Annotated in this window: 13 protein-coding genes; 7 read left to right on the forward strand and 6 right to left on the reverse strand. The window is 63.6% G+C overall.

Going from position 1 to position 22227, the window contains the following annotated elements; genetic code table 11:
* Window positions 1-188: 188 nt before the first annotated feature.
* The 3 genes from RCO24_RS05170 to RCO24_RS05180 all read right to left on the reverse strand — a co-directional run bounded on the left by RCO24_RS05170 (window position 189) and on the right by RCO24_RS05180 (window position 6164).
* The gene (locus RCO24_RS05170) at window positions 189-1397 is read right to left on the reverse strand and encodes an efflux RND transporter periplasmic adaptor subunit (protein WP_308960367.1); all 1209 of its coding nucleotides are present in this window, start codon (window positions 1395-1397) and stop codon (window positions 189-191) included.
* Between the two features lie 20 nt (window positions 1398-1417).
* Entirely contained in the window at window positions 1418-4606 is a 3189-nt protein-coding gene (locus RCO24_RS05175) for an efflux RND transporter permease subunit (RefSeq protein WP_308960368.1), read from the reverse strand.
* Between the two features lie 130 nt (window positions 4607-4736).
* On the reverse strand, window positions 4737-6164 hold the full coding sequence (locus RCO24_RS05180; RefSeq protein ID WP_308960370.1) for a sensor histidine kinase N-terminal domain-containing protein: 1428 nt from the start codon (window positions 6162-6164) through the stop codon (window positions 4737-4739).
* 140 nt (window positions 6165-6304) lie between these two features.
* Here RCO24_RS05180 and RCO24_RS05185 point away from each other — a divergent pair, with 140 nt between their 5' ends.
* Window positions 6305-6964 (forward strand): response regulator transcription factor, encoded by a 660-nt coding sequence (locus RCO24_RS05185; RefSeq protein WP_308960372.1) that lies wholly within the window; start codon window positions 6305-6307, stop codon window positions 6962-6964.
* Between the two features lie 5 nt (window positions 6965-6969).
* Here RCO24_RS05185 and RCO24_RS05190 read toward each other — a convergent pair whose 3' ends face one another.
* The 3 genes from RCO24_RS05190 to RCO24_RS05200 form a co-directional block, all read right to left on the reverse strand.
* On the reverse strand, window positions 6970-7305 hold the full coding sequence (locus RCO24_RS05190; RefSeq protein ID WP_308960374.1) for a hypothetical protein: 336 nt from the start codon (window positions 7303-7305) through the stop codon (window positions 6970-6972).
* On the reverse strand, window positions 7302-9608 hold the full coding sequence (locus RCO24_RS05195) for an FdhF/YdeP family oxidoreductase (protein ID WP_308960376.1): 2307 nt from the start codon (window positions 9606-9608) through the stop codon (window positions 7302-7304). Before RCO24_RS05195 ends, RCO24_RS05190 begins: the two co-directional genes overlap by 4 nt.
* Before the next feature lie 242 nt (window positions 9609-9850).
* Window positions 9851-11185, reverse strand: a complete 1335-nt coding sequence (locus RCO24_RS05200; RefSeq protein ID WP_308960377.1) for an MFS transporter — start codon at window positions 11183-11185, stop codon at window positions 9851-9853.
* A 227-nt stretch (window positions 11186-11412) separates the two neighbouring features.
* On the opposite strand from RCO24_RS05200, the gene cyoA reads away from it, so the two are divergent.
* The 6 genes from cyoA to RCO24_RS05230 all read left to right on the forward strand — a co-directional run bounded on the left by cyoA (window position 11413) and on the right by RCO24_RS05230 (window position 22221).
* Complete coding sequence (cyoA, locus tag RCO24_RS05205) at window positions 11413-12510, forward strand: ubiquinol oxidase subunit II (RefSeq protein ID WP_308960379.1); 1098 nt, start codon at window positions 11413-11415, stop codon at window positions 12508-12510.
* A gap of 70 nt (window positions 12511-12580) precedes the next feature.
* The gene (gene cyoB, locus RCO24_RS05210) at window positions 12581-14587 is read left to right on the forward strand and encodes a cytochrome o ubiquinol oxidase subunit I (protein ID WP_308960381.1); all 2007 of its coding nucleotides are present in this window, start codon (window positions 12581-12583) and stop codon (window positions 14585-14587) included.
* 1 nt (window position 14588) lies between these two features.
* Window positions 14589-15239 (forward strand): cytochrome o ubiquinol oxidase subunit III, encoded by a 651-nt coding sequence (cyoC, locus tag RCO24_RS05215; RefSeq protein WP_308960382.1) that lies wholly within the window; start codon window positions 14589-14591, stop codon window positions 15237-15239.
* Complete coding sequence (cyoD, locus tag RCO24_RS05220) at window positions 15236-15628, forward strand: cytochrome o ubiquinol oxidase subunit IV (protein ID WP_308960383.1); 393 nt, start codon at window positions 15236-15238, stop codon at window positions 15626-15628. Before cyoC ends, cyoD begins: the two co-directional genes overlap by 4 nt.
* Before the next feature lie 40 nt (window positions 15629-15668).
* The gene (locus RCO24_RS05225) at window positions 15669-16448 is read left to right on the forward strand and encodes an SURF1 family protein (protein WP_308960384.1); all 780 of its coding nucleotides are present in this window, start codon (window positions 15669-15671) and stop codon (window positions 16446-16448) included.
* Between the two features lie 268 nt (window positions 16449-16716).
* A complete protein-coding gene (locus RCO24_RS05230; protein WP_308960385.1) occupies window positions 16717-22221 on the forward strand; it encodes a glutamate synthase-related protein in 5505 nt (1834 codons plus the stop codon).
* Window positions 22222-22227: the final 6 nt, after the last annotated feature.

A 22227-nucleotide genomic window follows, 5' to 3' on the forward strand; every position in this document is an offset into this window, starting at 1 on the left:
TGGCAGCCCGTCCGGCCTCCAAAGGGAGACGCGGTTGCAGGGGCCAAAGGTCTAGCGTGGGGGTTCTTTACCCGGTTTTGCCCGCCGCCGCCAGCCGGTGCGGCAGAAGGGGTAAAAGGCCGGTGTCCGGGTGTCTCCCGGAAGCCCCGCGACCAGGGCGTGTACCGCCTAACCCCTGCTCCGGCCTGCTATTTTTTTCCGTCTCCGGCCTTGGCCGTCGGCGTCAGGATCTCGACCTGATCGCCGGCGCGCAGGAGCGCGTTGGGGCTGACGATGACTCTATCGTTAACGGTCAGGCCAGTGGGGATCACGACGCGCTCACCGAGATCGCGGGCGACGGTGACGGGCTTCAGGCGAACCCGATCCTGCTCATCGACCGTGGCGACCATCTGGCGGCCCTCGCGGGTGATCAGCGTGTTGGTCGGGATGGTCACGGTGCCGTCGGCGGTGCCGACCTCCAGAGTGACCTGTCCGCTAAGGCCCGCGGGAATGCGATTGCCGGGGTTCGGCATCAGCAGCTCGGCGCGCATGGTGCTCGAGGTCTGATCGACCAATCCGGAGGAACGGGCGACGCGGGCCTTCAAAGCCTGATCGGGAATCTCGGCGAACGAAACCTTCGCCTCGACACCGGGCACGACCTGAAGCGAGTAAGACTGCGGAACGTCGATCTCGATGCGCAGGTCGGCGAGATCGGCGATGCGCAGCAGGTAGCCGCCTTGCTGGCTGGAATCGGCCGAGACCTTGTCGCCGCGCTCGACCTGACGTGCCACCACGATTCCCTCGAAGGGTGCGCGGATGGTCTGGAAGCTCTTGACCTCCTCCAGCCGTTTCACCTCGGCGAGGGCGGCCGCGAGATCCGCGTCGGCCCCCATCTTGGTGGCGCGGCGCTCGTCGACGGTCTGTTCGGAGACATGGCCCTTGCCGACGAGGCTTTCGGCGCGATCCAGCGTGGCGCGGGCAAGCTCGAGCCGCGCCTTCATCTGATCGACCGAGGCACGGGCACGCAGCAGTTCCTGCTCGATCTCCGGCGCCTCGATGACGACAAGGACATCGCCTTCCTTGACGTGATCGCCGATATCGACCTTGCGCTCCGCGACAACGCCGCTCGCGCGGGAGGAGACCAGCGCCTGTTCCTTCGGCGCGGTACGTCCGGCGAGCGTCAGCGTCGAAGTGCCGGCGGCGGCTTCAGGGCGAACGACGCGTACCGAGCGCAAAGGCGGCTTCTTGTCCTTGGCGGCGGGCACCGCCTCGGCAATGGCGGCCTCCGGTCCGAGCCCGAGCGTCTTCAATCCGCCGCTCAAGGTGGCGGCGCCATCGGGCTGAGTTGCAAGCCACCCGCCGAGGCCGGCAAAAGCCGCGAGTGCAAGGCCGGAAACCACAAGTGCTTTGGACGTCATTTGGCTCGTGCTCCGTCGTCTCATTCAGCCAAAGCGTGGGGGCGCGCGACTTCGGCCTCCGGCGGGGTTTCGGTGGTTATGCGACGCCGACCAAGGCCGGCAAGCGTCGAGAACAAGAATGGCACGAAGGTGAGCGTCGCGCAGGTGCCGAATATCAGACCACCAACCACGGCGCGGCCAAGGGGCGCGTTCTGCTCGCCGCCTTCGCCGTGGCCGAGGGCCATCGGCAGGATGCCGACGATCATCGCGGTCGCGGTCATCAGGACGGGGCGCAGGCGCGTCTCGGCAGCTTCGACCGCAGCCACCGCCGGGGGGGCGCCTTCCAGCAAGCGATCGCGCGCGAAGCTCGTGACCAGAACGCTGTTGGCGGTCGACACGCCGATCACCATGATCAGACCGGTGAGTGCCGGAACGGACACCGGTGTGCCGGTGATGAAGAGCGCGAACAACGCACCCGATATCGCCACCGGCAAGCCACCCATCGCGATCAGCGGCATCATCCAGGATTGGAAATTCACCACCATGACGAGATACACGAAAACCGCCGCCATCAAGAGGCCGCCCAGCATCTCGGCGTAAGCCTGCTCCATCGATTGCGCCTGGCCTGCAACCTCGATGCGGTTGGCGGGCTTCAGGCGCGGACGAAGCTGATCGATCACCGCGGACACATCGGCGTAGACGCTGCCGAGATCGCGGCCTTGCGTGTTGGCGAGGATCGTCGTCGTCGGCTGCAGCGTCGTGCGATCGATGTTGGCCGGGATGTTGCGCAGCTGCAGAGACGCAAACGAACGCAGCGTTACAGGCTGGCCGCCGGCAGAAGGACGCACCGGCGTGTTGAGCAGCTGCTCGAGGGACGTGAGGTTCGAGGGCGGCGCAACCACTTGCACAGTGTAGGACGCGCCTTGCGCGGGATCGACCCAGAAACTCGGCGAGACCGTACCCGACGCGCCGAGTGCGGCGAGCAGCGCGGTTGCCGCATCCTGCGGGGTCACGCCGATCTGCAAAGCGCGTACGCGATCGATCTCGAGATAGTAGGATGGCAGATCTCGCACCTGGCGCATGGCGATGTCGACCGCGCCTGGAATCTCGCGCATGCGCGCCATCAGATCACGCGCGATCTCGCCATTGCCGAGAACATCGCGACCGATCAAGCGAACTTCGATTGCCGTCTGCGCGGCGCCGGCCAAGGTTTGCGACGTCGCATCAGCCGGGCGGAAATAGGTCACGAGGGTGGGAAACTTCTCCTTCAGCATGTCGCGGATCTTAGCGACGTACATGGCGGTCGAAGCGTGCTCGGCCGCGAGCTGCACGAGGATCTCGCCGTCGAACGAGCCGATGACACCGCTTTCGACCCAGGCCAGATTGATCGGTTCGGGGCTGCCGATGTTCTCGGCGATGAACTCCACCTCCTCTGCCGGGATGATGTTACGGATCTCCCGCTGCACGTCCGCGAAAACGCCCGCCGTCTCTTCAAGCCTGAGACCGGTTTGGGCGCGCACATAGATGCGCATCATGCCGGCATCGGTTTCCGGGAAGAATTCGCGCCCGAGCTTAGCCGCCGAGATCGCACCGAGCGACAGCGCGAAGATAAGGCCTGCAATAGGAATGAACTTCCAGCGCAACAGCAGCTTTGCGATGCCGGCAACGATCCGCTCCAAAGCCGACAGCAGACGGTCGACGGCGTAGGACAAACGTCCGAGCAGTCCTTTTCCGTGGGTGTGGTGCGCCGTCGTCGTCGATAGCATCAACGTCGCCAGCGTCGGCACCAACGTGCGCGACAACACGTAGGATGCGATCATCGCGAACACGACCGAAAGCGCCAGCGGGATGAAGACGAACGCTGCGGTTCCCGTCAGCAGGAACAGCGGCGTAAACACGATACAGATCGAGAGCGTGGAGACGAATTCTGGGAACGCCACCTCGCTCGCGCTTTTCAGCACGGCATGATCCAGCGAATAGCCGAGTTCCAGGTTGCGGTTGATGTTCTCGATCTCGACGAGCGCGTTGTCGACGAGAATGCCGATTGCGAGCATCAGGCCGCCGAGCGTCATCAGGTTGAAGGTGTTGCCGGTCGCGGCGAGGCCTGCCACCGAGGCCAGAAGCGCCAACGGGATCGAGGTCAGGACGATCAGCGAGGATCGCCAGCTCGCGAGGAATACCAGCACGACGAAAGCGACGAGCAATCCGACGATCACCGCCTCGACCATCACGTTGTTGATGGCGCTTGTGACGAACACCGACTGGTCGAACACCGGCGCGATGGTAATACCTTCAGGGGCTGCCGCCTGCAGCTCCGGCATGCGGGCCTTGATCTGGTTGATGATGTCGAGCGTCGAGGCGTCGCCGAGTTTCAGGATCGAGACGATCACCGCGTTCTGGCCGTTCAAGCGGGCGATGTTGCTTTGAACCGCCTGCCCATCGCGTACGCTCGCGACCTCCGACACGCGGATCACGCGGCCATCGACCGAGCGCAACGGCAGATCCGCGAAAGCGGCGACCGTTTCGGGGCTCGCGTTGGTGGTGATGGTGATCTCACGCGTTCCGACGCGGAGCGCGCCGGACGGCAGCGTCAGGTTCTGGGTCGCGGTGGCGCGCGCGATGTCGCTTGCGGAAATACCGTAGGCCTGAAGCGCCTCGGGCTTCAGATCGATCATGACCTGACGCGAGGCGCCGCCATAGGGGAGCGAAAGGCGGATGCCGCGGATGGATTGGATCTGTGCGCGCAGCTGCAGGCGCGCATAGTCATAAAGTGCCCCGTCAGTCAGCGTATCGGAGGCCAGAACGAGCTGGATGATCGGCACGCTCGACGGCACATAGGGCACGATGAGCGGCGGATTGGTGCCTGCCGGCATGCGCCGCAAGATCGTCTGACTGACCGACGTGACCTGCGAGAACGCCGACGTCACGTTCGTTCCCGGCTGGAAGGTGACGCGCACAATGCCGACGCCGCTGATGGTCTCGGCCCGCACCTCACGCAGGTTGTCGACGTTGTTCATGATGGCGAGCTCGCTGAACGAGGTCAGCTTGCTGGCCATCTCTTGGGGGTTGAGGCCCTGATAGGTCCAGATGACGTTGATCGCGGGGATGTTGACGGCCGGGAGGATGTCCGTCGACATACCGCGGCCCGACAAGACGCCGACCAGGAGCAGCAGGATTGCCAGCACGCCGATACTGTGGCGATGCCCGATGGCGTACTTAACGATCCACATGATCGGCCCCCGTCCTCGTCACCATATTCCCGCTCGCCAGCGCGCGAGGTCTAACTTCTTAGATTAAGGGAAACTTAAGGCGGACGACGGCCAAGGCTGACGAGACGATTTGTCAACCCGCCGCAGAGCGTCATTCTCCCGCCGCCACGACCGTCGCGTTGGCCTGCGGATAGGAGCGCCGCTCGTCCCGAGGCAGGCTAACACGTTGTGCATCAATCACGATTTGCGCGCGAAGCCCGGGGTCGGGAAGTCGATTTTCGAGCTTGAGCCATAGTCCGTCGTTTTCAAGCGCGGTTTCCGCGATCGAAAGCCCGAGACCGCTGCCTAGCACGCTTTTGTGACGCCCCCGGAAGAACCGCTTCGTTACCACCCCGATCTCGTCGTCCGGAATGCCGGGGCCATTGTCATCGAGGGTGAGAAGTGCCGCCGTCTCAGACCGCATGAGGAACCAGCGCACGGGCCCGGAATCGCCGCCGTGCTGAATCGCATTTTCGGTAAGATTGCGAACGGCGGCATGGAAGGCATCCGGGTTCACCCGCATCATGCAACCGAACAATCCCTCGTCGATCGCAGCGGGTGCCGGGTTCTCCTTGGTTCTCAGGTCGTCACAAATGGTGCGGAGGCGCGCACCCGCATCGATCCACTCCTGCGGAGCCTGCTTGTCGGCGGCGTCGACCTGCGCGAGAGCCAGCAACTGGCGCGCGAGCCGCGTCGTCTTGTCGACCGAGATCAACGCGTTCCGGAGAGCATTGTCGCGGGTCGGTGCATCGGCAGCCGCGAGTGCGACCTGAACCTGGGTGCGCAATCCTGCAAGCGGCGTTCTGAGTTCGTGGGCGGCAAAGGCCGTCACGCTGCGTTCGTGCTCGCGCGCCACGACGACCCGCTTGAATAGTCCGTTGAGGGCGTCCACGACCGGGCGAATCTCGCTCGGGGTGCGGCCGATATCGATCGGCTCGAGCTCATTGGCGTCGCGCCGCTTGAGCACACGGGCCAGGCGACGGAGCGGGGAAAGCCCTTCCCGGATCGCAATCCAGATCAACGCGCTCAAGACGCCGAGAACCACGATGCCCGGGCCGGCGAGGCCCCATATCAGCTCACGCACCAAGCGCTCGCGGTGCTCGATGTTGTCTCCGACCAGGACGCGGATGCCGCGTTCGCGATCCTCGCGCGCGTAAACCCGCCACTTGGTGCCGTTGATCTCCTGGTTCGAATAGCCGCTGCTGACGTGCGTGAGCTGTGTCGAGGGCGCGTCACTGGATTTGCCGACCAGGCGGCCGTCGATCGACCAGACCTGGCAGGCCAGCCGGAAATCGGTCGAGCCGGACAGGGGAGCCGTCGAGCGGTTGGGGACGCGCACCCCGGATACGCCGTTCGTGACGTTCAAGTCCGCACTGTCCACCAGCGAATTGACCATGCGGGTCGCCTCTTCGAGGCGGGAATCGAGCACGCGTTCGAGCTCCTGCCGGCTGCCCGAATAGATCCACGCCATGCCGAGGAACCAGACGAGGCTGGTTGCAACGAGCAAAAGGGCGAACAATCGGGCGTTGATCGACTTCATGAGGCGGCTCTTTTCCGCTGCGGGCAGAGATCCAGTGCAATCGGACCGGGCCTAGCTTAAGGCAAGCTTAAGCGCGAAGGAGCCTGGATTTTCCTGGAAAATTGGCCTTAATCGGCGAAATCCTTGCGCGAGGGGTCATCATGCGGGTTCTTGTCGTCGAAGACGATGCCGTTCTGCAGAACGGGCTCACGGTCGGTCTCGGCATCCACGGCATCACGGCGGAAGCGGTCGGCACGTGCGCGGACGCGCTCGCGGCGCTCGCGACGACGAGCTTCGACGGGGTCGTGCTCGACATCATGCTGCCGGACGGGTCCGGCTTCGACGTTCTGCAGGAGCTTCGCCAGCGCAACGACACCGTGCCGGTTCTACTGCTGACCGCCCGCGACACGGTGGCGGACCGTATTCGCGGCCTCGACAACGGGGCGGACGACTATCTCGGAAAGCCGTTCGACCTCGATGAGGTGGCCGCCCGTCTACGCGCGCTTCGGCGCCGCGCGCTCGGCCGCGCAACCGCGACCATCACCTGGCTGGACATGATCCTCGATACCGAACGGCGCACCGCTTCCGTCAACGGCGACGTGCTGCCGCTCTCGCGCCGGGAATTCGCGGTGCTGCTCGCGCTCGCCGAACGGCCGGGCGTCATCCAATCGAAGGCCGATCTCGAAGCCACGCTCTACGGTTGGCAGGAGGAGATCGAAAGCAACGCCGTCGAGGTTCATATTCACCATCTGCGCGCCAAGATCGGCCGCGACCGCATCGAGACGGTACGCGGGCTCGGCTATCGCGCGAAGGAGAAGTAGGCGGGTTAGGCTTGGGACGTCGTGGGCTTGCGTGCGCGGCCCAACAGCTGCCGCGCGCTGTCGGTCAGCGCGAGTTCGGTGCGCTGCGTGCGATCGTTGCGGCTCATTGTCTTCAGGACTGCGCCGTCGCCGGTGGATAGCTCGGTAATCTCACGCAGCACCAACGCATGCGCTACGCCAAAAATCCGCGAGAACGTTCGGCTGTCGTGCGCGATGCCGAGATCGATCGCCACCAGAATTGCGGCGCCGATCTGAGAGACCAAAGGTTCGACCGCGCAGACTTCGGCGACGCTCGCCAAAAACTGCTCTTCGGAGACATCGCTGGCAGCTGCTGCACTCATGCCGCCTGCGCTTGCTGCGCAAGCTCGAACGACACCAGCACAGACTTCGAGGTCGGCGTATCGCTTTCCTCGCCCGCGGTGGAGAGCGGCACGAGAACGTTCAGCTCCGGGTAGTAACCGGCGACCGACCCGCGCGGGAGATCGTAGGCCACGACGCGGAAATTTTCGGCCACGCGCGCGATGCCGTCATCATGGCGGCCGACGATGTTGACGCGATCACCGGATACGGCGCCGATTTCGGCGAGATCGGAGGGGTTGACGAACACGACCTGACGCTCGCCGTAAATGCCGCGATAGCGATCGTCGAGGCCGTAGACGGTCGTGTTGTACTGATCGTGAGAACGGAAGGTCTGCAGCACGAACAGGCCGTCTTCGCCGAGCGCCTTCTGGTGCTCGGTTTCGGTCGGAAGGCGATCGGTCGAGAACGTGGCCTTGTGGCTGCGCGTGTTCCAGACGCGGTGCTCGACGGCGTTGTACAGGCGGAAGCCGCGCGGCCTGCGGACCTTCTCGTTGTAGCCGTGGAAGCCCGGAATGGTGCGGGCGATCAGATCGCGAACGAGATCATAGTTCTGCGAGAGCGCCGCCCAATCCACGACCTCGGAGCCAACGGTCGCGGCAGCGATACCGCAGATGATGGCGACTTCGGAGCGCAGCTCAGGCGAAGCGGGTTTGTTGATGCCGCCGGAGCCGTGCACCATGCTCATCGAATCCTCGACGGTCACGATCTGCGCCACGCCCTTGGCGTTGCGATCGATCTCGGTGCGGCCGAGGCAAGGCAGCACGTAGCTCACCTCACCCGGCAGCAGGTGCGAGTGATTGAGCTTGGTCGCGATGTTGACGGTCAGCTTCTGGTTCTTCAGCGCCTTGGCGATCAGCGGACTGTCGGGCGTGGCGCGCGCGAAGTTGCCGCCGAGCCCGATGAAAGCCTGCGACGAGCCGTCGATCATGGCGCCGATGGCGGCCAACACGTTGTGGCCGTGGCGGCGCGGCATGCGGACGCCGAATTCCTTTTCGAGGGAGTCAAGGAACGCGTTGGACGGCTTCTCGTTGATGCCGACAGTGCGATCGCCCTGGACGTTGGAGTGGCCGCGAACCGGGCAAAGACCGGTGCCGGGACGGCCCACGTTACCGCGCAGGAACATGAAGTTCGAGATTTCGCGGATGGTCGCCACCGAGTGGCGGTGTTGGGTCACGCCCATGGCCCAGGTGCAAATCGAGCGCTCGGACTTGATGTAGATCTCGGCGAGGCCTTCAAGCTCGGCGCGGCTCAAACCGGACTGGTCGACGATATCGTCCCAGCTCGTGGCGTTGACGCTGGCGCGATAGAGCTCGAAACCGGAGGTGTGCTGCTCCAGGAAGTTGCGATCGAGAACGGAGGGCTCACCGGCGGCGATGGCTGCGTCGTCGGCTGCGAAGACGGCTTTCGCCATGCCGCGCACGGCCGCCATGTCGCCGCCAAGGCGCACCTGATAGTATTCGCTGGCAATCGCCGTGCTGCCGCCGGTCAGCATCTCGAGCTTGTCTTGCGGGTCGGCGAACCGTTCGAGGCCCTTCTCGCGCACGGGATTGAACACGGCCACGCGCGCACCGCGCATGGCGGCCCGGCGGAGGTCTCCCAGCATGCGTGGATGGTTGGTGCCGGGGTTCTGGCCGATCACGAAAATCGCGTCGGCTTTCTCGAAGTCCTCGAGCACGACCGTGCCCTTACCGATGCCGATGGCCTGATCGAGCGCGACGCCGCTCGCCTCGTGGCACATGTTGGAGCAATCGGGGAAATTGTTGGTGCCGTAGAGGCGCACGAACAGCTGATAGACGTAGGCGGCTTCGTTCGACGCGCGGCCGGAGGTGTAGAACTCGGCGCGGTTGGGGCTGTCGAGGCTGTTTAGGACCGCGCCGATCTCGGCAAAGGCCTCGTCCCAGGTGGTCGCGCGATAGGTGTCGCTCTCGGCGTCATAGCGCATCGGGTGGGTCAGACGGCCCTCGCGCTCGAGGTCGTAATCGGACCAGTTGCGCAGCTCGCTGACCGTATGGCGGGAGAAGAAATCGGGGCGGGCGCGCTTGTCGGTGGCTTCCCAGGCGACGGCCTTCACGCCGTTTTCGCAGAATTCGAACGACGAGCCATGCTCCGGATCGCCCCAGGCGCAGCCCGGGCAATCGAACCCGTCAGGCTGGTTGGCCTTGAGCATCGCGGCCGCGCCGGTCAACGGCGACCCGCTGGCCAGAAGCTTCTTGCCGCAACTCTTGAGCGCGCCCCAGCCGCCCGCAGCCTTCGACTTCTTGCCCAGAAACTCAGGTTTGTTCATCGCGTCCGCATCCAACGATCAGCCGGGTTAATCCGGATTTTCATTGTGCATGTGCGAGATCGGAATTTTCCGCAATGTACGCGTAGGTTATGGCAGTCATGCTGAAAAAGCAGACCGGACGCGACGCGCGTATTTCTGCGCTGACGGCATGCCTCCGGCGCTTAGCTTTACGCAAAATGCATGGCTGATCCGCGTCAGGAGCGGAGGGTCGCAGCGCCAGCCGCGGCCCTTTTGGCGACCCTTCAGGCCCTGGCGGGCACCACCGTCTCGGGCGCGTCGGTCTTGTAGACCACGGCCAGAGCCAGCAGCGTGCAGACCGCACCCGAGAGCAAGTAATAGCCCGCGAACGAGAGATCGAAGCGGGTCGATAACCCCAGCGCCACGATCGGAGCAAAGCCAGCGCCGATGAGCCAGGCGATGTCGGATGTCATCGCCGCACCCGTGTAACGGTAGGTCGGGCTGAAGCGCGAGGCGAGCGCGCCACGGGCCTGGCCGAGCGACAGGCCAAGCAGCGCAAAGCCGAGCAGCACGAAGGTGTAGTGACCGGCGGTGCCGGCGGTCAGCAGCGGTTCGGTGAAGAAGCTGAAGATGGCGATCGCAATCGCGCCTATGACCAGCAGCTTGCGGCGGCCAATGCGATCCGCAAGGATACCCGACAGCATGATCGAGAGCCCGCCGATGATGGCACCGATGAACTCAACCGTCAGAAATTCCGAGATATTCTCTGTCGTATTGAGCGTCACCCAGCTCAGCGGGAAGATCGTCACGATGTGGAACATCGCGTAGCTCGCGAGCGGGATGAAGGCGCCGATCAGCACCTCCCGGCCGTGGGCGCGTAGCGTCGCGAGCGCGGGCTGGGGCTGCAGCTCCTTCTGCTGGAACAGGGCCGCGAACTCCGGCGTGACGATCAGCCGGAGGCGGGCGAACAGCGCCACGACATTGAGTGCGAGCGCGACGAAGAACGGGAAACGCCAGCCCCAGGCCAGGAAGTCCTCGGGGCTCAGCCAGCCGGTGAACACGATGAAAAGCGCGCTCGCGAGCATGAAGCCGACGGTGGCGCCGAGTTGCGGGATCATCGAATACCAGCCGCGGCGATGGGGCGGCGCGTTGAGCGCAAGCAGAGACGGCAGCCCATCCCACGCGCCGCCGAGGCCAAGGCCCTGGCCGATGCGAAACAGCGCGAGCAGCACCGGCGCCAGAATGCCGATATCGGCGTAGCCCGGCAGGAAGCTGATCGCCATCGTCGAGCCGCACAGCAAGAAGAGCGCTGCCGTAAGCTTGACGGTCGGGCCGTAATGGCGATCGATCGCCATGAAGATGAACGTGCCGATCGGCCGCGCCACGAAGGCCAGCGAGAAGATGGCAAACGAATAGAGCATCGCGGTCAGATGGTCGGGCGCCGCAAAGAAAATCTTGGGAAACACCAGGACCGACGCGATGCCGTAGACGAAGAAGTCGAAGAACTCGGTCGTCCGGCCAATCACGACCGCGCCCGCAATCCTGCTTGCCGCGGTTTCCGGATCGTGCGGACCGAGATCGGTCGCCGCGTCGTCCAGTCGTCTTGCGCTGCCGGTCATTCTGCCGTGTCTCCCTCTTGGCGCCTCGAGCTGATATCAGCCACCTTGACGCACGTTGTCGACAATTAAAGGATGTCGACTGCATCTATTCCTACACCATCAGTGACCAAAATCGAATGTGTGACTGCGGTGATCCCCTCCGCCTTCGTCGCGTGACGAAAAATCACATTATGTCCGGGACGCACCTGATGTTCTTAGCGTCTCATCAAATCCATTCAGCGGGCAGCATGCGGGCGAGAGACGTGACCGGAAAAAGAAGCCTATTCGTTGTATGCCTGACCCTCCTGCTCGCCCCCCTGCTGGGCGGCTGCGATTGGGTTGTCATGCAACCGTCCGGCGACATCGCGGTTCAGCAGCGCGACCTGATCGTCATCTCCACGATTTTGATGCTGCTCATCATCGTTCCGGTCATGGCGCTGACCCTGTTCTTCGCCTGGAAGTACCGGTCGTCGAACAAGGATGCCGACTACGCGCCCGACTGGGACCACTCGGCCCGGCTCGAGATCATCATCTGGTCGGCCCCACTCGCCATCATCATCGCGCTCGGCACCATCACCTGGATCTCGACGCACAAGCTCGATCCCTACCGGCCGCTTGATCGCCTCGACGCAAGCCGGCCGATCCCGGCCGGCACCAAGCCGCTCACGGTGGAAGTGGTGGCACTCGACTGGAAGTGGCTCTTCATCTACCCGGACTACGGGATCGCGACCATCAACGAGCTTGCGGCTCCCATCGACGTTCCGATCAACTTCAAGATCACGTCGTCCTCGATGATGAACTCGTTCTACATCCCGGCTCTCGCGGGCCAGATGTACGCAATGACAGGCATGGAGACGAAGCTTCACGCCGTGATCAACAAGGAAGGCGTCTACAAAGGCTTCTCCGCCAACTACAGCGGCGCCGGCTTCTCGCACATGTATTTCAACTTCCTCGGGCAGAGCCAGGATGGCTTCAATGCCTGGGTCGAGAAGGCTCGTGCGACTGGGGCGAACCTCGGGCGACCGGAATATCTCGAAATCGAGAAGCCTTCGGTGAAAGAGGACGCGCGCTACTTCGGCAAGGTCGATCCGGCGCTCTATACCGCCATCCTCAACATGTGCGCCGACCCCGCGAAGATGTGCATGAGCGAGATGATGCACATCGACATGAAGGGCGGCGCGGGCGTCGAGAGCCATCACAATCGCGAGCGCCTCGAATATGACAGCCGGCGCGCCGGTGAACCGCCTGCCGCGGGCCACAAGGAAGGCGAGACCCATTCCGACAAGACCGATACCCCGGACGGCAACGTCGAGATCGAAAAACCGGCGGGACATCATCACCACTAATCGGCACCACTAACTGCCACCACCGAACGGAGCGGAAATTCGCTCCCGCCTTGAACCGAACCGTACAGGGATGTCCGACGACATGGACCTCACGACCCTCATCTTTGGCCGATTGACGCTCGAATCTTTTCCTTTCCACGAGCCCATTCTGGTCGCGACCTTCCTCGTCGTGCTGCTCGGCGGTGGCGCCCTCGTCGGCGCGATCACCTACTACAAGCTCTGGGGCTACCTGTGGCGCGAGTGGTTCACCAGCATCGATCACAAGAAGATCGGCATCATGTACATCGTGCTCGCGATCGTGATGCTGCTGCGCGGCTTCGCGGACGCGCTGATGATGCGCCTGCAGCAGGCGATGGCATCGGGCGGCGGCGAGGGCTACCTCAACTCCCACCACTACGATCAGATCTTCACGGCGCACGGCGTCATCATGATCTTCTTCGTCGCGATGCCGCTGGTGACGGGACTGATCAACCTCATCGTGCCGTTGCAGATCGGCGCGCGCGACGTCGCGTTCCCGTTCCTCAACAATTTCAGCTTCTGGATGACGACGGCCGGCGCCATCCTGGTCATGATCTCGCTGTTCGTCGGTGAGTTCGCGCAGACCGGCTGGCTCGCCTATCCGCCACTGTCGGGGGTCGACTACAGTCCTGGGGTGGGTGTCGACTACTATATATGGGCGCTACAGGTGGCCGGCGTCGGAACGCTGCTCTCCGGCATCAACCTCGTCGTGACCATCGTCAAGATGCGCGCGCCGGGCATGACGCTGATGAAGATGCCGGTGTTCGTCTGGACTGCGCTCTGCACCAACATCCTGATCGTGGCGATCTTCCCGGTGCTGACCGCGACGCTCGCCCTGCTTTCGCTCGATCGCTATGTCGGCACCAACTTCTTCACGAACGATCTCGGCGGCAACCCGATGATGTACGTGAACCTGATCTGGATCTGGGGACACCCTGAGGTCTACGTGCTGGTGCTGCCGGCTTTCGGCATTTTCTCGGAAGTCGTCTCGACGTTCAGCGGAAAGCGGCTCTTCGGCTACACGTCGATGGTCTACGCGACGCTGGTCATCACCATTCTCTCCTACATCGTCTGGCTGCACCACTTCTTCACGATGGGCGCAGGCGCGAGCGTCAACTCGTTCTTCGGCATCACGACGATGATCATCTCGATCCCGACAGGTGCCAAGCTCTTCAACTGGCTGTTCACGATGTATCGCGGACGCATCCGGTTCGAAGTGCCGATGCTGTGGACCATCGGCTTCATGATCACGTTCGTGATCGGCGGCATGACGGGCGTGCTGCTGGCGGTGCCGCCGGCCGACTTCGTGCTGCACAACAGCCTGTTCCTGATCGCGCACTTCCACAACGTCATCATCGGTGGCGTGGTGTTCGGCATGTTCGCCGGCATCGTCTACTGGTTCCCCAAGGCGTTCGGCTTCAAGCTCGATCCGTTCTGGGGCAAGGTGTCGTTCTGGGGCTGGTTCATCGGCTTCTATCTGGCTTTCATGCCGCTTTACGCGCTCGGCCTGATGGGCGTGACGCGGCGCTTGAGCCAGTTCGAGGATACTTCGCTGCACTGGTACTTCATCGTGGCCGCCATCGGATCGCTGTTCATCCTCGGCGGTATCCTGGCGTTCGTCATGCAGCTTTACGTGAGCTTCCGGGACCGCGAGAAGCTTCGCGACACGACGGGCGACCCCTGGAACGGGCGTACGCTCGAATGGTCGACCTCGTCGCCGCCGCCCGACTACAATTTCGCGTTCACGCCCGTCGTGCATGAGCTCGATGCGTGGTGGGATATGAAATCGCGCGGCTACAAGCGTCCGCTTTCCGGGTTCAAGCCGATCCACATGCCGAAGAACACGGGGACGGGCGTTATCCTCGCCGGGCTCAGCATCGTGCTGGCGTTCGCACTGATCTGGCACATCTGGTGGCTGGCTGTCGTCTCGTTCGTGGCGACGCTGGGCGTCAGCATCTGGCACACGTTCGACTACAACCGCGACTACTACATCCCGGCCGATACCGTGACGGAGGCGGAGAGCGCGCGAACCAAGTTGCTCGCGGGGCAGGTGGTCTGACATGGCACACAACACTTTGAAAGCCGCGGCCGACGCCGGCGAAATCTCGTTCCACGTGATCGAGGACGATCACCACGGAGATCATGGACACGCCTCCGACGGCGGTACCATGCTCGGGTTCTGGATCTACCTGATGAGCGACTGCCTCATCTTCGCGTGCCTGTTCGCGACGCACGCGGTGCTGGGGCGGAACTACGCGGCAGGCCCCTCGCCGGCCGACCTGTTCGATCTCAGGCTCATTCTCGTCTCGACCTTCATGCTGCTGTTCTCGTCGATCACGTACGGCTTCGCGATGTTGGAAATGGCGAAGAACAGGCTGCCGCAGACGCTCGCCTGGCTTGGCGTGACGTTCCTGTTCGGCGCCGCGTTCCTCGGCCTCGAGCTTTACGAATTTTCGCATATGTTCCACGAGGGTGCGACGCCCCAGCGGAGCGCCTTCCTCTCGTCGTTCTTCACGCTCGTCGGCACGCACGGCCTGCACGTCACGATCGGCCTTCTCTGGATGATCGTTCTCGCGGTGCAAGTCTGGCAGCGCGGCCTGATCCCCGAAAACCGGCGTCGCCTGATGTGCCTCAGCATGTTCTGGCACTTCCTCGACGTGATCTGGATCGGTGTGTTTTCCTTCGTCTATCTGATGGGTGTTCTGCCATGAGCTCTGCTCCAAACGCGTCTCACGCTTCCGAGCACGGGGCAGACGGCCATGACGGCGCCGCGCATGGATCGCTGCGCAGCTACGTGATCGGATTTCTGCTTTCCGTCGTTCTGACCGTCATCCCGTTCTGGCTGGTGATGGCGAACGTGTTCGACAACTCGCTGGTTACGGCCATCCTCATTCTCGAACTCGGCGTGGTGCAGATCTTCGTCCACATGTACTATTTCCTGCACATGAACAGCTCGTCGGAAGGCGGCTGGAACATGATGGCGCTGATCTTCACCGTCGTCATCGTGCTCATTGCCCTGATCGGCTCGATGTGGGTCATGCACCACCTCAACACCCACATGATGCCGATGTCTCCGGAACACATGCGCCACGCGCCGTAGTCTTCCTGCGGACCGCGTTGCATCGCGGAGTTATCCGCCTATGTCAGACGCCGATCACGAGAGAGGAAGCGAGGCGCCGCGGCGCTCGCTTCCGGCGCGCCTTGCGATCCTGGGGCTGCTGGCCGCGGTCGCAGCGGTTTTTACCGCCCTCGGCGTCTGGCAGGTGCAGCGGCTTTTCTGGAAGGCTGACCTAATCGCGCGGGTCGACGCCCGCGTCTCGGCGACGCCCGTGCCTCTCCCCGGCCCGGAACACTGGCCGCACATCGATGCCGCCGACGATGAATACACGCGCGTCGCCCTTTTCGGCCGGTTCCTCAACGACAAGGAAGCTCACGTCGTCGCCTCGACGGAAATCGGGCCTGGCTATTGGGTTTTAACGCCGCTTGCGCTCACGGATGGCACAGCCGTGCTCGTCAATCGCGGCTTCGTGACCAGCGAGAAGCGCGATCCGGCAAGCCGTGTGGCCGGGCAAATTGCGGGCGACACGACCGTAACCGGGCTTTTGCGGATGTCGGAAGATAGCAGCTGGATCCTGCGCAAAAACGATCCCGCGGCCGATCGCTGGTATCGCCGCGCCCCGACCGAGATCGCCCAGGCTCGCGGGCTTCCGACGACCGCGCCGTTCTTCATCGATGCCGACGCCACGCCCAACACCGGCGGCTGGCCGCAAGGCGGGCTTACCCGCGTGCAGTTCTCCAACAATCACCTTGTCTATGTGGTGACGTGGTTCGCGCTGGCGCTTCTGGCTGTGGGCGCCTGTGTTTACATCGTCCGCTCGGAATTCGGCAGCGGACCGCCCAAGCGCCGCGAAGGGGCGTAGAAGGTTCATCTCGGTCGCTTCGTGTTGGAGCGCACAGCCGCTTCGGCGCCTTTCCCTCAGCCGCGTCAAATCCGCCTCATTTCACATCTTGCTTTAATCTATACGTTTTGTGTATAGAATTTAGAGTTGGTCCCCCGTGTCATTCATCGGTGCTTTCTCCGAGAGGGGATTTTCGCTCGCCCGCGTGACTTTCGGGTTCAGCGCTTTGTGCGCAGGGCCGGACCTCATGCTCCAAGCGCGGCAACACTTTTGAACAGGCTGCACGCTGTTGACCGATACCGCCGAAATTCCGACCCTCCACGATCCCGCAAGCGACAAGAGCAGCTGCGGCGTCGGCTTCATCACACGCAAGGACGGCGTACAGACGCATGACGTGCTGAAGCGCGGCCACGAGGCGCTCTGCGCGGTTCCTCATCGCGGCGGCATGTCGTCCGAGGGTGTCGGTGACGGCGCCGGCGTCTCGGTCGATCTCTCGCTCAAGTTTTTCCGGAAGCTGACAGGCCGGGGCGATCTCGAAGCAGGCCGTTTCGGAGTCGGCAATTTCTTCATGCCCAACGATGCCGCTCAGCACGCGCGGGCCGAGGCCATCGTCGAGCAGGCGCTTCTCAACGAAGGCTTCGCCATCCTCCTGAAGCGCGACGTGCCGATCGACAACGGCGCACTGCGCCCGGCCGCCGTGCGCTATCAGCTTCCAATCCGGCAATGGGTGTTCGCGGCCCCCGAGACTTCCGCGACGCGCGAGGCATTCGATCGGGCGATCAACCGCGCGCTGATCGCGGTCGAGGCGGTCGCCTATACCGACGGGGCGCTGGACGGGTTCTATCCGCTGTCGCTCTCGGCGCGCACGCAGGTGCTGAAGGGCCGCCTGAACTCGAACGAGGTGATCCCCTATTTCAAGGATCTCGTGGCAGAGGACCATGAGGTCCACACGATGTTTTTCCATACGCGGTTCTCGACCAATACAGATCCGCATCCGACGATGGCTCAGCCGTTCCGGCTGATGGCGCACAACGGCGAGCTCAACACCGACAAGAAGAACCGGCTTTCGGAAGCGGCCATCGCGCGCGCCAAGAACAGTTGCATCGTCAGCCCGAAGGGCCAGTCGGACAGCTGCCGTCTCGACCAGACGCTGCAGAGCCGCCTGATGGACGATGGGCTCGATCTCGTGACGGCCGTCGTCTCGATGATGCCGCCCGCGTGGGAGAACGACGACACGCTGTCCGAGAACGTGCGGGCCATGCTCGAATATTTCTCGCTCTACGAAGAGAAAAACGACGGACCGGCAGCCCTCATTTTCGGCAACGGCGAGATCATCGGCGCACGTCTCGACCGCCTCGGGCTGAGGCCGCTGCGCGTCGACGAGACCGACGCGTATCTTTGCGTCATGTCGGAAAGCGGCCAGATCGGATTTCCGCCCGAAAGCGTCGTGCGGCGCGGGCGTATCGAAGCCGGCGGCATGCTCTATTGGGACCACACGCAGAAGCGCGCGTTCGGCACCATCGAAGCGCTCGAAATGCTGGCGGCACGCCGGAACTATCCGAAGTTACTCGCGGATGCTCGCGTTCTGCTCCGTGAGCTGCCGGACATCCCCGCCGAGCAACAGGGATCTCCGTTGCGCTACAACGGCGACCTTAAAACGCATCAGCGCTATGTCGCCTATTCGCAGAACCAGGAAAGCTTCAAGTTCCTGATGGATCCGATGCTACAGACCGGAGCCGAGAAGATCTCGGCGATGGGCTACGGCAATGCCATCAACGCGCTTTCGGATCAGGAAGGCGGCGTCGCCAAGTATTTCTCGCAGCGCTTCGCGCAGGTGACGAACCCGCCGCTCGATTCCCTGCGTGAAGCCGACAGCATGACGCTGCGCGTCGCGCTCGGCGCGAAACCCAACATCGGGGCACCGTCCGCGCCGCAGATCGTGGTGCCGTCGCCGATCCTCACCCACCTCGAAATGCTCAAGATCCGCGAGCAGAAGAAGACGCCGTTCCGACGCTTCGAGATGCTGTACACGCCGGATGCAACGAGCCCAGAGGCCTCGGTAAAGGCGCTTCAATCGGCAATCGGCGAACTGTGCAACGCCGTCGAAGCGTTTGCCCGCTCGCACGGCGGCATCGCGGTGCTGACCGACCGGCATATCGCCACTGACCGCGCCGCGTTGCCGCTCGCCATCGCCGTCTCGGCCGTCAACCAGCGGCTGATCGAGGAAGGTCTGCGGCTCCGGATCTCGCTGATCGCAGAAAGCGGACAGATCTCGTCGTCGCATCACATCGCAGTTGCGCTCGGATTCGGCGCTTCAGCCGTCTATCCGCTCGCGGTCCAACTTCGGGCCGAAGAGAAGTTCGGCGCGGAGGCCGACAAGGCGTTCAAGCGCTTCGCCAAGGCCGCCGAGAAGTCGCTCATGAAGACGATGGGCAAGGTGGGGCTTTGCACCGCAGAAAGCTACATCGGCGGCGAGTTCTTCGAACCCAACTTTCTCGATACCAACGATCCGGATCTGAAACGCTATTTCCCGAACATGAAGACGCCCGTGGGCGGCGTCACCTTCAGCGTGATCGCGCAGGCGACACACGACTGGCATGCGAAAGCAAGCCTCGTCAAAGGCGAAGACGACATCCCCCTGCTCGGCCTTTTCAAGGAGCGCGCGGAAGGCGCTGGACATTCGTTCGGAACGGCGGCGGTTCGCGGCTTCGTCGACATGACCGAGGAGACGATTGCATTCGAAGGCGAGACCCCGCGGTCGACCGTTTTCGATCCCGACTCCCTGCGCCTCTTGCCGTTGACGCGCCTCGAAGACGCATTCGGTCTCGACGAGGCTGCCTATCGTCACACCAGCTTCGACGCGCTTGCTCCCGAGGCGATCGATAGCTTCCAAATCACGACCGGCTACCGCGCCTTCAGCCGCATGATCACCGAGGAGCGGACGCGCCGCCCGGCCGCGCTGCGCGATGTGCTCGCACTGCCCGCCGACGTGACGTTCCTGACGACGGCCGCCGAATTCCGCCGCGAGCTGGGACGCTTCTCGCGCAGGGGCAACAACAGCTTCGTGGTGCGCGGCCTTACCTGTGAGCGCGTCGGCGACGACCTATTCCAACTCGGTCTCACGGGACCTCTCTCGAACGATCTGGGGCGGCTCTCGGCGCTCAGCCAATCGCTAATCGACCGATTCAAGAACGACATCGCCGGTCACTGGCTCTCGGGCCGCGTTCTCGTCGTGCGCACGAGCGGTGAAGCCAAAGACTATCTGGCCCTGGTTCGGTCGGCACCGGACAGCATCGATCTTTCCGAGGTGCAAAGGGCAAGCGAGATCACCCGTGTGCTTGCCTCCGGCGCGATGAGCCACGGAGCGCTCAACGCACCTGCCCACGAAGCCGTTGCGCACGGCACGAACATGGTCGGCGGCCTTTCCAATTCCGGCGAGGGCGGCGAGCACCTTTCGCGCTATGGCACGATCCGCGCCTCGCGCATCAAGCAACTCGCCTCTGGCCGCTTCGGCGTCTGGGCGGGTTATCTTGCTGACCCGATGTTGGAAGAACTCGAGATCAAGATCGGCCAGGGCGCCAAGCCCGGCGAAGGCGGCCAGCTACCGGCACAAAAGGTGACGGTGGAGATCGCAGCAGCGCGTGGCGGCACGCCGGGCGTGGAACTCGTCTCGCCGCCGCCGCATCACGACACCTATTCGATCGAGGATCTCGCGCAGCTCATCCATGACTGCAAGGCGGCTCGCGTTCGCGTGATCGTCAAGCTGGTGTCGTCCGAAGGGATCGGAACCATCGCCGTGGGCGTGGCCAAGGCGGGCGCCGACGTCATCAACGTGGCCGGCAACACCGGCGGCACGGGCGCGGCTGCGGTGACGAGCCTCAAGTACACGGGCCGCTCGGCCGAGATCGGCATTGCGGAAGTGCATCAGGCGCTCTCTCTCAATGGCCTGCGCCAGAAGGTGACGTTGCGCTGCTCGGGCGCGCATCAAACGGCGAGCGACGTCATCAAGTCGGCCATGCTCGGCGGCGACAGCTTCGAGTTCGGCACCACCGCGCTGATGATGCTCAAGTGCGTGATGGCGAAGAACTGCAACGTGAAATGCCCGGCCGGCCTCACCACAAACTCGGAACTGTTCGACGGCGACCCACGCGCGCTTGCGCAGTATCTGATGAACATCGCGCACGAGACGCGCGAGATCCTCGCGTCGGTGGGGCTCAAATCGCTGCGGGAAGCGCGTGGGAGATCCGATCTCCTGCATCTGCTTGATCACCCGTCGAGTGTCGGCCAGCTCGATCTCCGCGCCATGCTGGCCGTGGTTCCGGAGGTCGAGATCGAAAACCCGGTCTATATGGAAGCCGACTACGCGGTCGACGACAGCTTCATCGATCTCGTCCGCGAGGCTCTCGTTACACGCCGCGAGATGTCGGTCTCGCTCGGCGACAGGCGCACGCTCAACAACTGCAACAAGAGCGTGGGTGGGCAACTTGCCGTCGATATCGAGCGGATGCTCAATCACGAGCTTCGGGCCGATGTTCTCGCCGCCCTGCCGAGCGTCAACACCGACGACCGGGGCCGTCGCTTCCTGCAGGAGGGCAGCGTCGTCGTGACGACGACGGGCCGCGCGGGACAATCTTACGCCGCGTTCTGCAACGACGGCATGGTGATGCGCCACATCGGAACCTCCAACGACGGCGTCGGCAAGGGTGCCTGTGGCGGCACCATCGCAGTCTGCTCGCCGGGCGGCGGCAGCGAAGCTGCCGGCGGTAACGTGCTGATCGGAAACTTCGCGCTGTTCGGGGCGACCGGCGGGCGCTGTTTCATCGAAGGACAGGCCGGCGACCGCTTCGCGGTTCGCAACTCGGGTGCGACGGCCGTCGTCGAGGGCGTCGGCGACTTCTGCTGCGAATACATGACCAACGGCGCGGTGCTCAACCTCGGCGCCTTCGGCAAGGGCTTCGGCAACGGCATGAGCGGCGGGTTCGTCTACCAGTACGACCCGTACGGCGACCTGCCCAAGAAAGCGAGCCTCGACTCGATCCTGCTGTTCTCGATCGCGGCAGAGGGCGAAGACGCGGCCATTCATTCCGTCGCGGTGCGCCGCCTGCTCGAGTGGCATGTCGAAGAGACCGGCTCGAAGAAAGCACGTTGGATCCTCGATAATTGGGAGAGCGAGCGGCGCAATTTCTCTTACGGCCTGCCGACCGCACTGCTGCAATACCAGGACAGCGACGCGATCCTCAAAGCCAAGTCCCGCAAGGATCTTATCGAGGAGCTGGCGACGGCGATCGCCGGACATCAAATCCGCAAGTTCAAGCTTGCCTATCGTGACGGCAAGCCGGTGCTCGGTGGCGAGACGCCATCCCACGGCGAGGTGGACAGCGAACGCACGTTCACGCTGCTCAACCACTACACCGTGCTCGCCATGGCGCAGCAGGTTGCACTGACGCGCGTTCCGGGTGCGATGGACGCGCGCGCGCCTGTGGTGCAATCAGCGGTGCGGAAACTGCTGCTGACCGAAGACTTCACGCTGATGCAGAAGATCCTGCGCTATGCGCGACAGGCGCTATCGCACTATTCGGATGCGGATCTCGCCGTACTGGTCGCGGACAAGCGGCTCACCGACTACAAATCGGCGCTGAGCCTCCGCAACATCCGGTCCATGGATAGTCCCGGCACTTATGGCTGGATCATCCGCCAGAGCGCCAAGAACCGCGCCAGCATCGGCCGCATGCCGAGCTACGAGGAACTGTTTGCCCGCTCGGCCGTCACCGACGTCGTCGCGGCCGTCACTTGAGCACAT

The sequence above is a fragment of the Hyphomicrobium sp. LHD-15 genome, assembly GCF_031157355.1.
Classification (GTDB): domain Bacteria; phylum Pseudomonadota; class Alphaproteobacteria; order Rhizobiales; family Hyphomicrobiaceae; genus Hyphomicrobium_C.

Excerpts from the sequence above, each read along its gene's own strand:
- cyoB (WP_308960381.1), top strand. The coding sequence starts at position 12,581 with ATGTCCGACGACATGGACCTCACGACCCTCATCTTTGGCCGATTGACG.
- RCO24_RS05170 (WP_308960367.1), bottom strand. The coding sequence starts at position 1,397 with ATGACGTCCAAAGCACTTGTGGTTTCCGGCCTTGCACTCGCGGCTTTT.
- RCO24_RS05225 (WP_308960384.1), top strand. The coding sequence starts at position 15,669 with ATGTCAGACGCCGATCACGAGAGAGGAAGCGAGGCGCCGCGGCGCTCG.
- RCO24_RS05175 (WP_308960368.1), bottom strand. The coding sequence starts at position 4,606 with ATGTGGATCGTTAAGTACGCCATCGGGCATCGCCACAGTATCGGCGTG.
- cyoC (WP_308960382.1), top strand. The coding sequence starts at position 14,589 with ATGGCACACAACACTTTGAAAGCCGCGGCCGACGCCGGCGAAATCTCG.
- RCO24_RS05185 (WP_308960372.1), top strand. The coding sequence starts at position 6,305 with ATGCGGGTTCTTGTCGTCGAAGACGATGCCGTTCTGCAGAACGGGCTC.
- RCO24_RS05190 (WP_308960374.1), bottom strand. The coding sequence starts at position 7,305 with ATGAGTGCAGCAGCTGCCAGCGATGTCTCCGAAGAGCAGTTTTTGGCG.
- RCO24_RS05195 (WP_308960376.1), bottom strand. The coding sequence starts at position 9,608 with ATGAACAAACCTGAGTTTCTGGGCAAGAAGTCGAAGGCTGCGGGCGGC.
- cyoD (WP_308960383.1), top strand. The coding sequence starts at position 15,236 with ATGAGCTCTGCTCCAAACGCGTCTCACGCTTCCGAGCACGGGGCAGAC.
- RCO24_RS05200 (WP_308960377.1), bottom strand. The coding sequence starts at position 11,185 with ATGACCGGCAGCGCAAGACGACTGGACGACGCGGCGACCGATCTCGGT.
- cyoA (WP_308960379.1), top strand. The coding sequence starts at position 11,413 with ATGCGGGCGAGAGACGTGACCGGAAAAAGAAGCCTATTCGTTGTATGC.
- RCO24_RS05180 (WP_308960370.1), bottom strand. The coding sequence starts at position 6,164 with ATGAAGTCGATCAACGCCCGATTGTTCGCCCTTTTGCTCGTTGCAACC.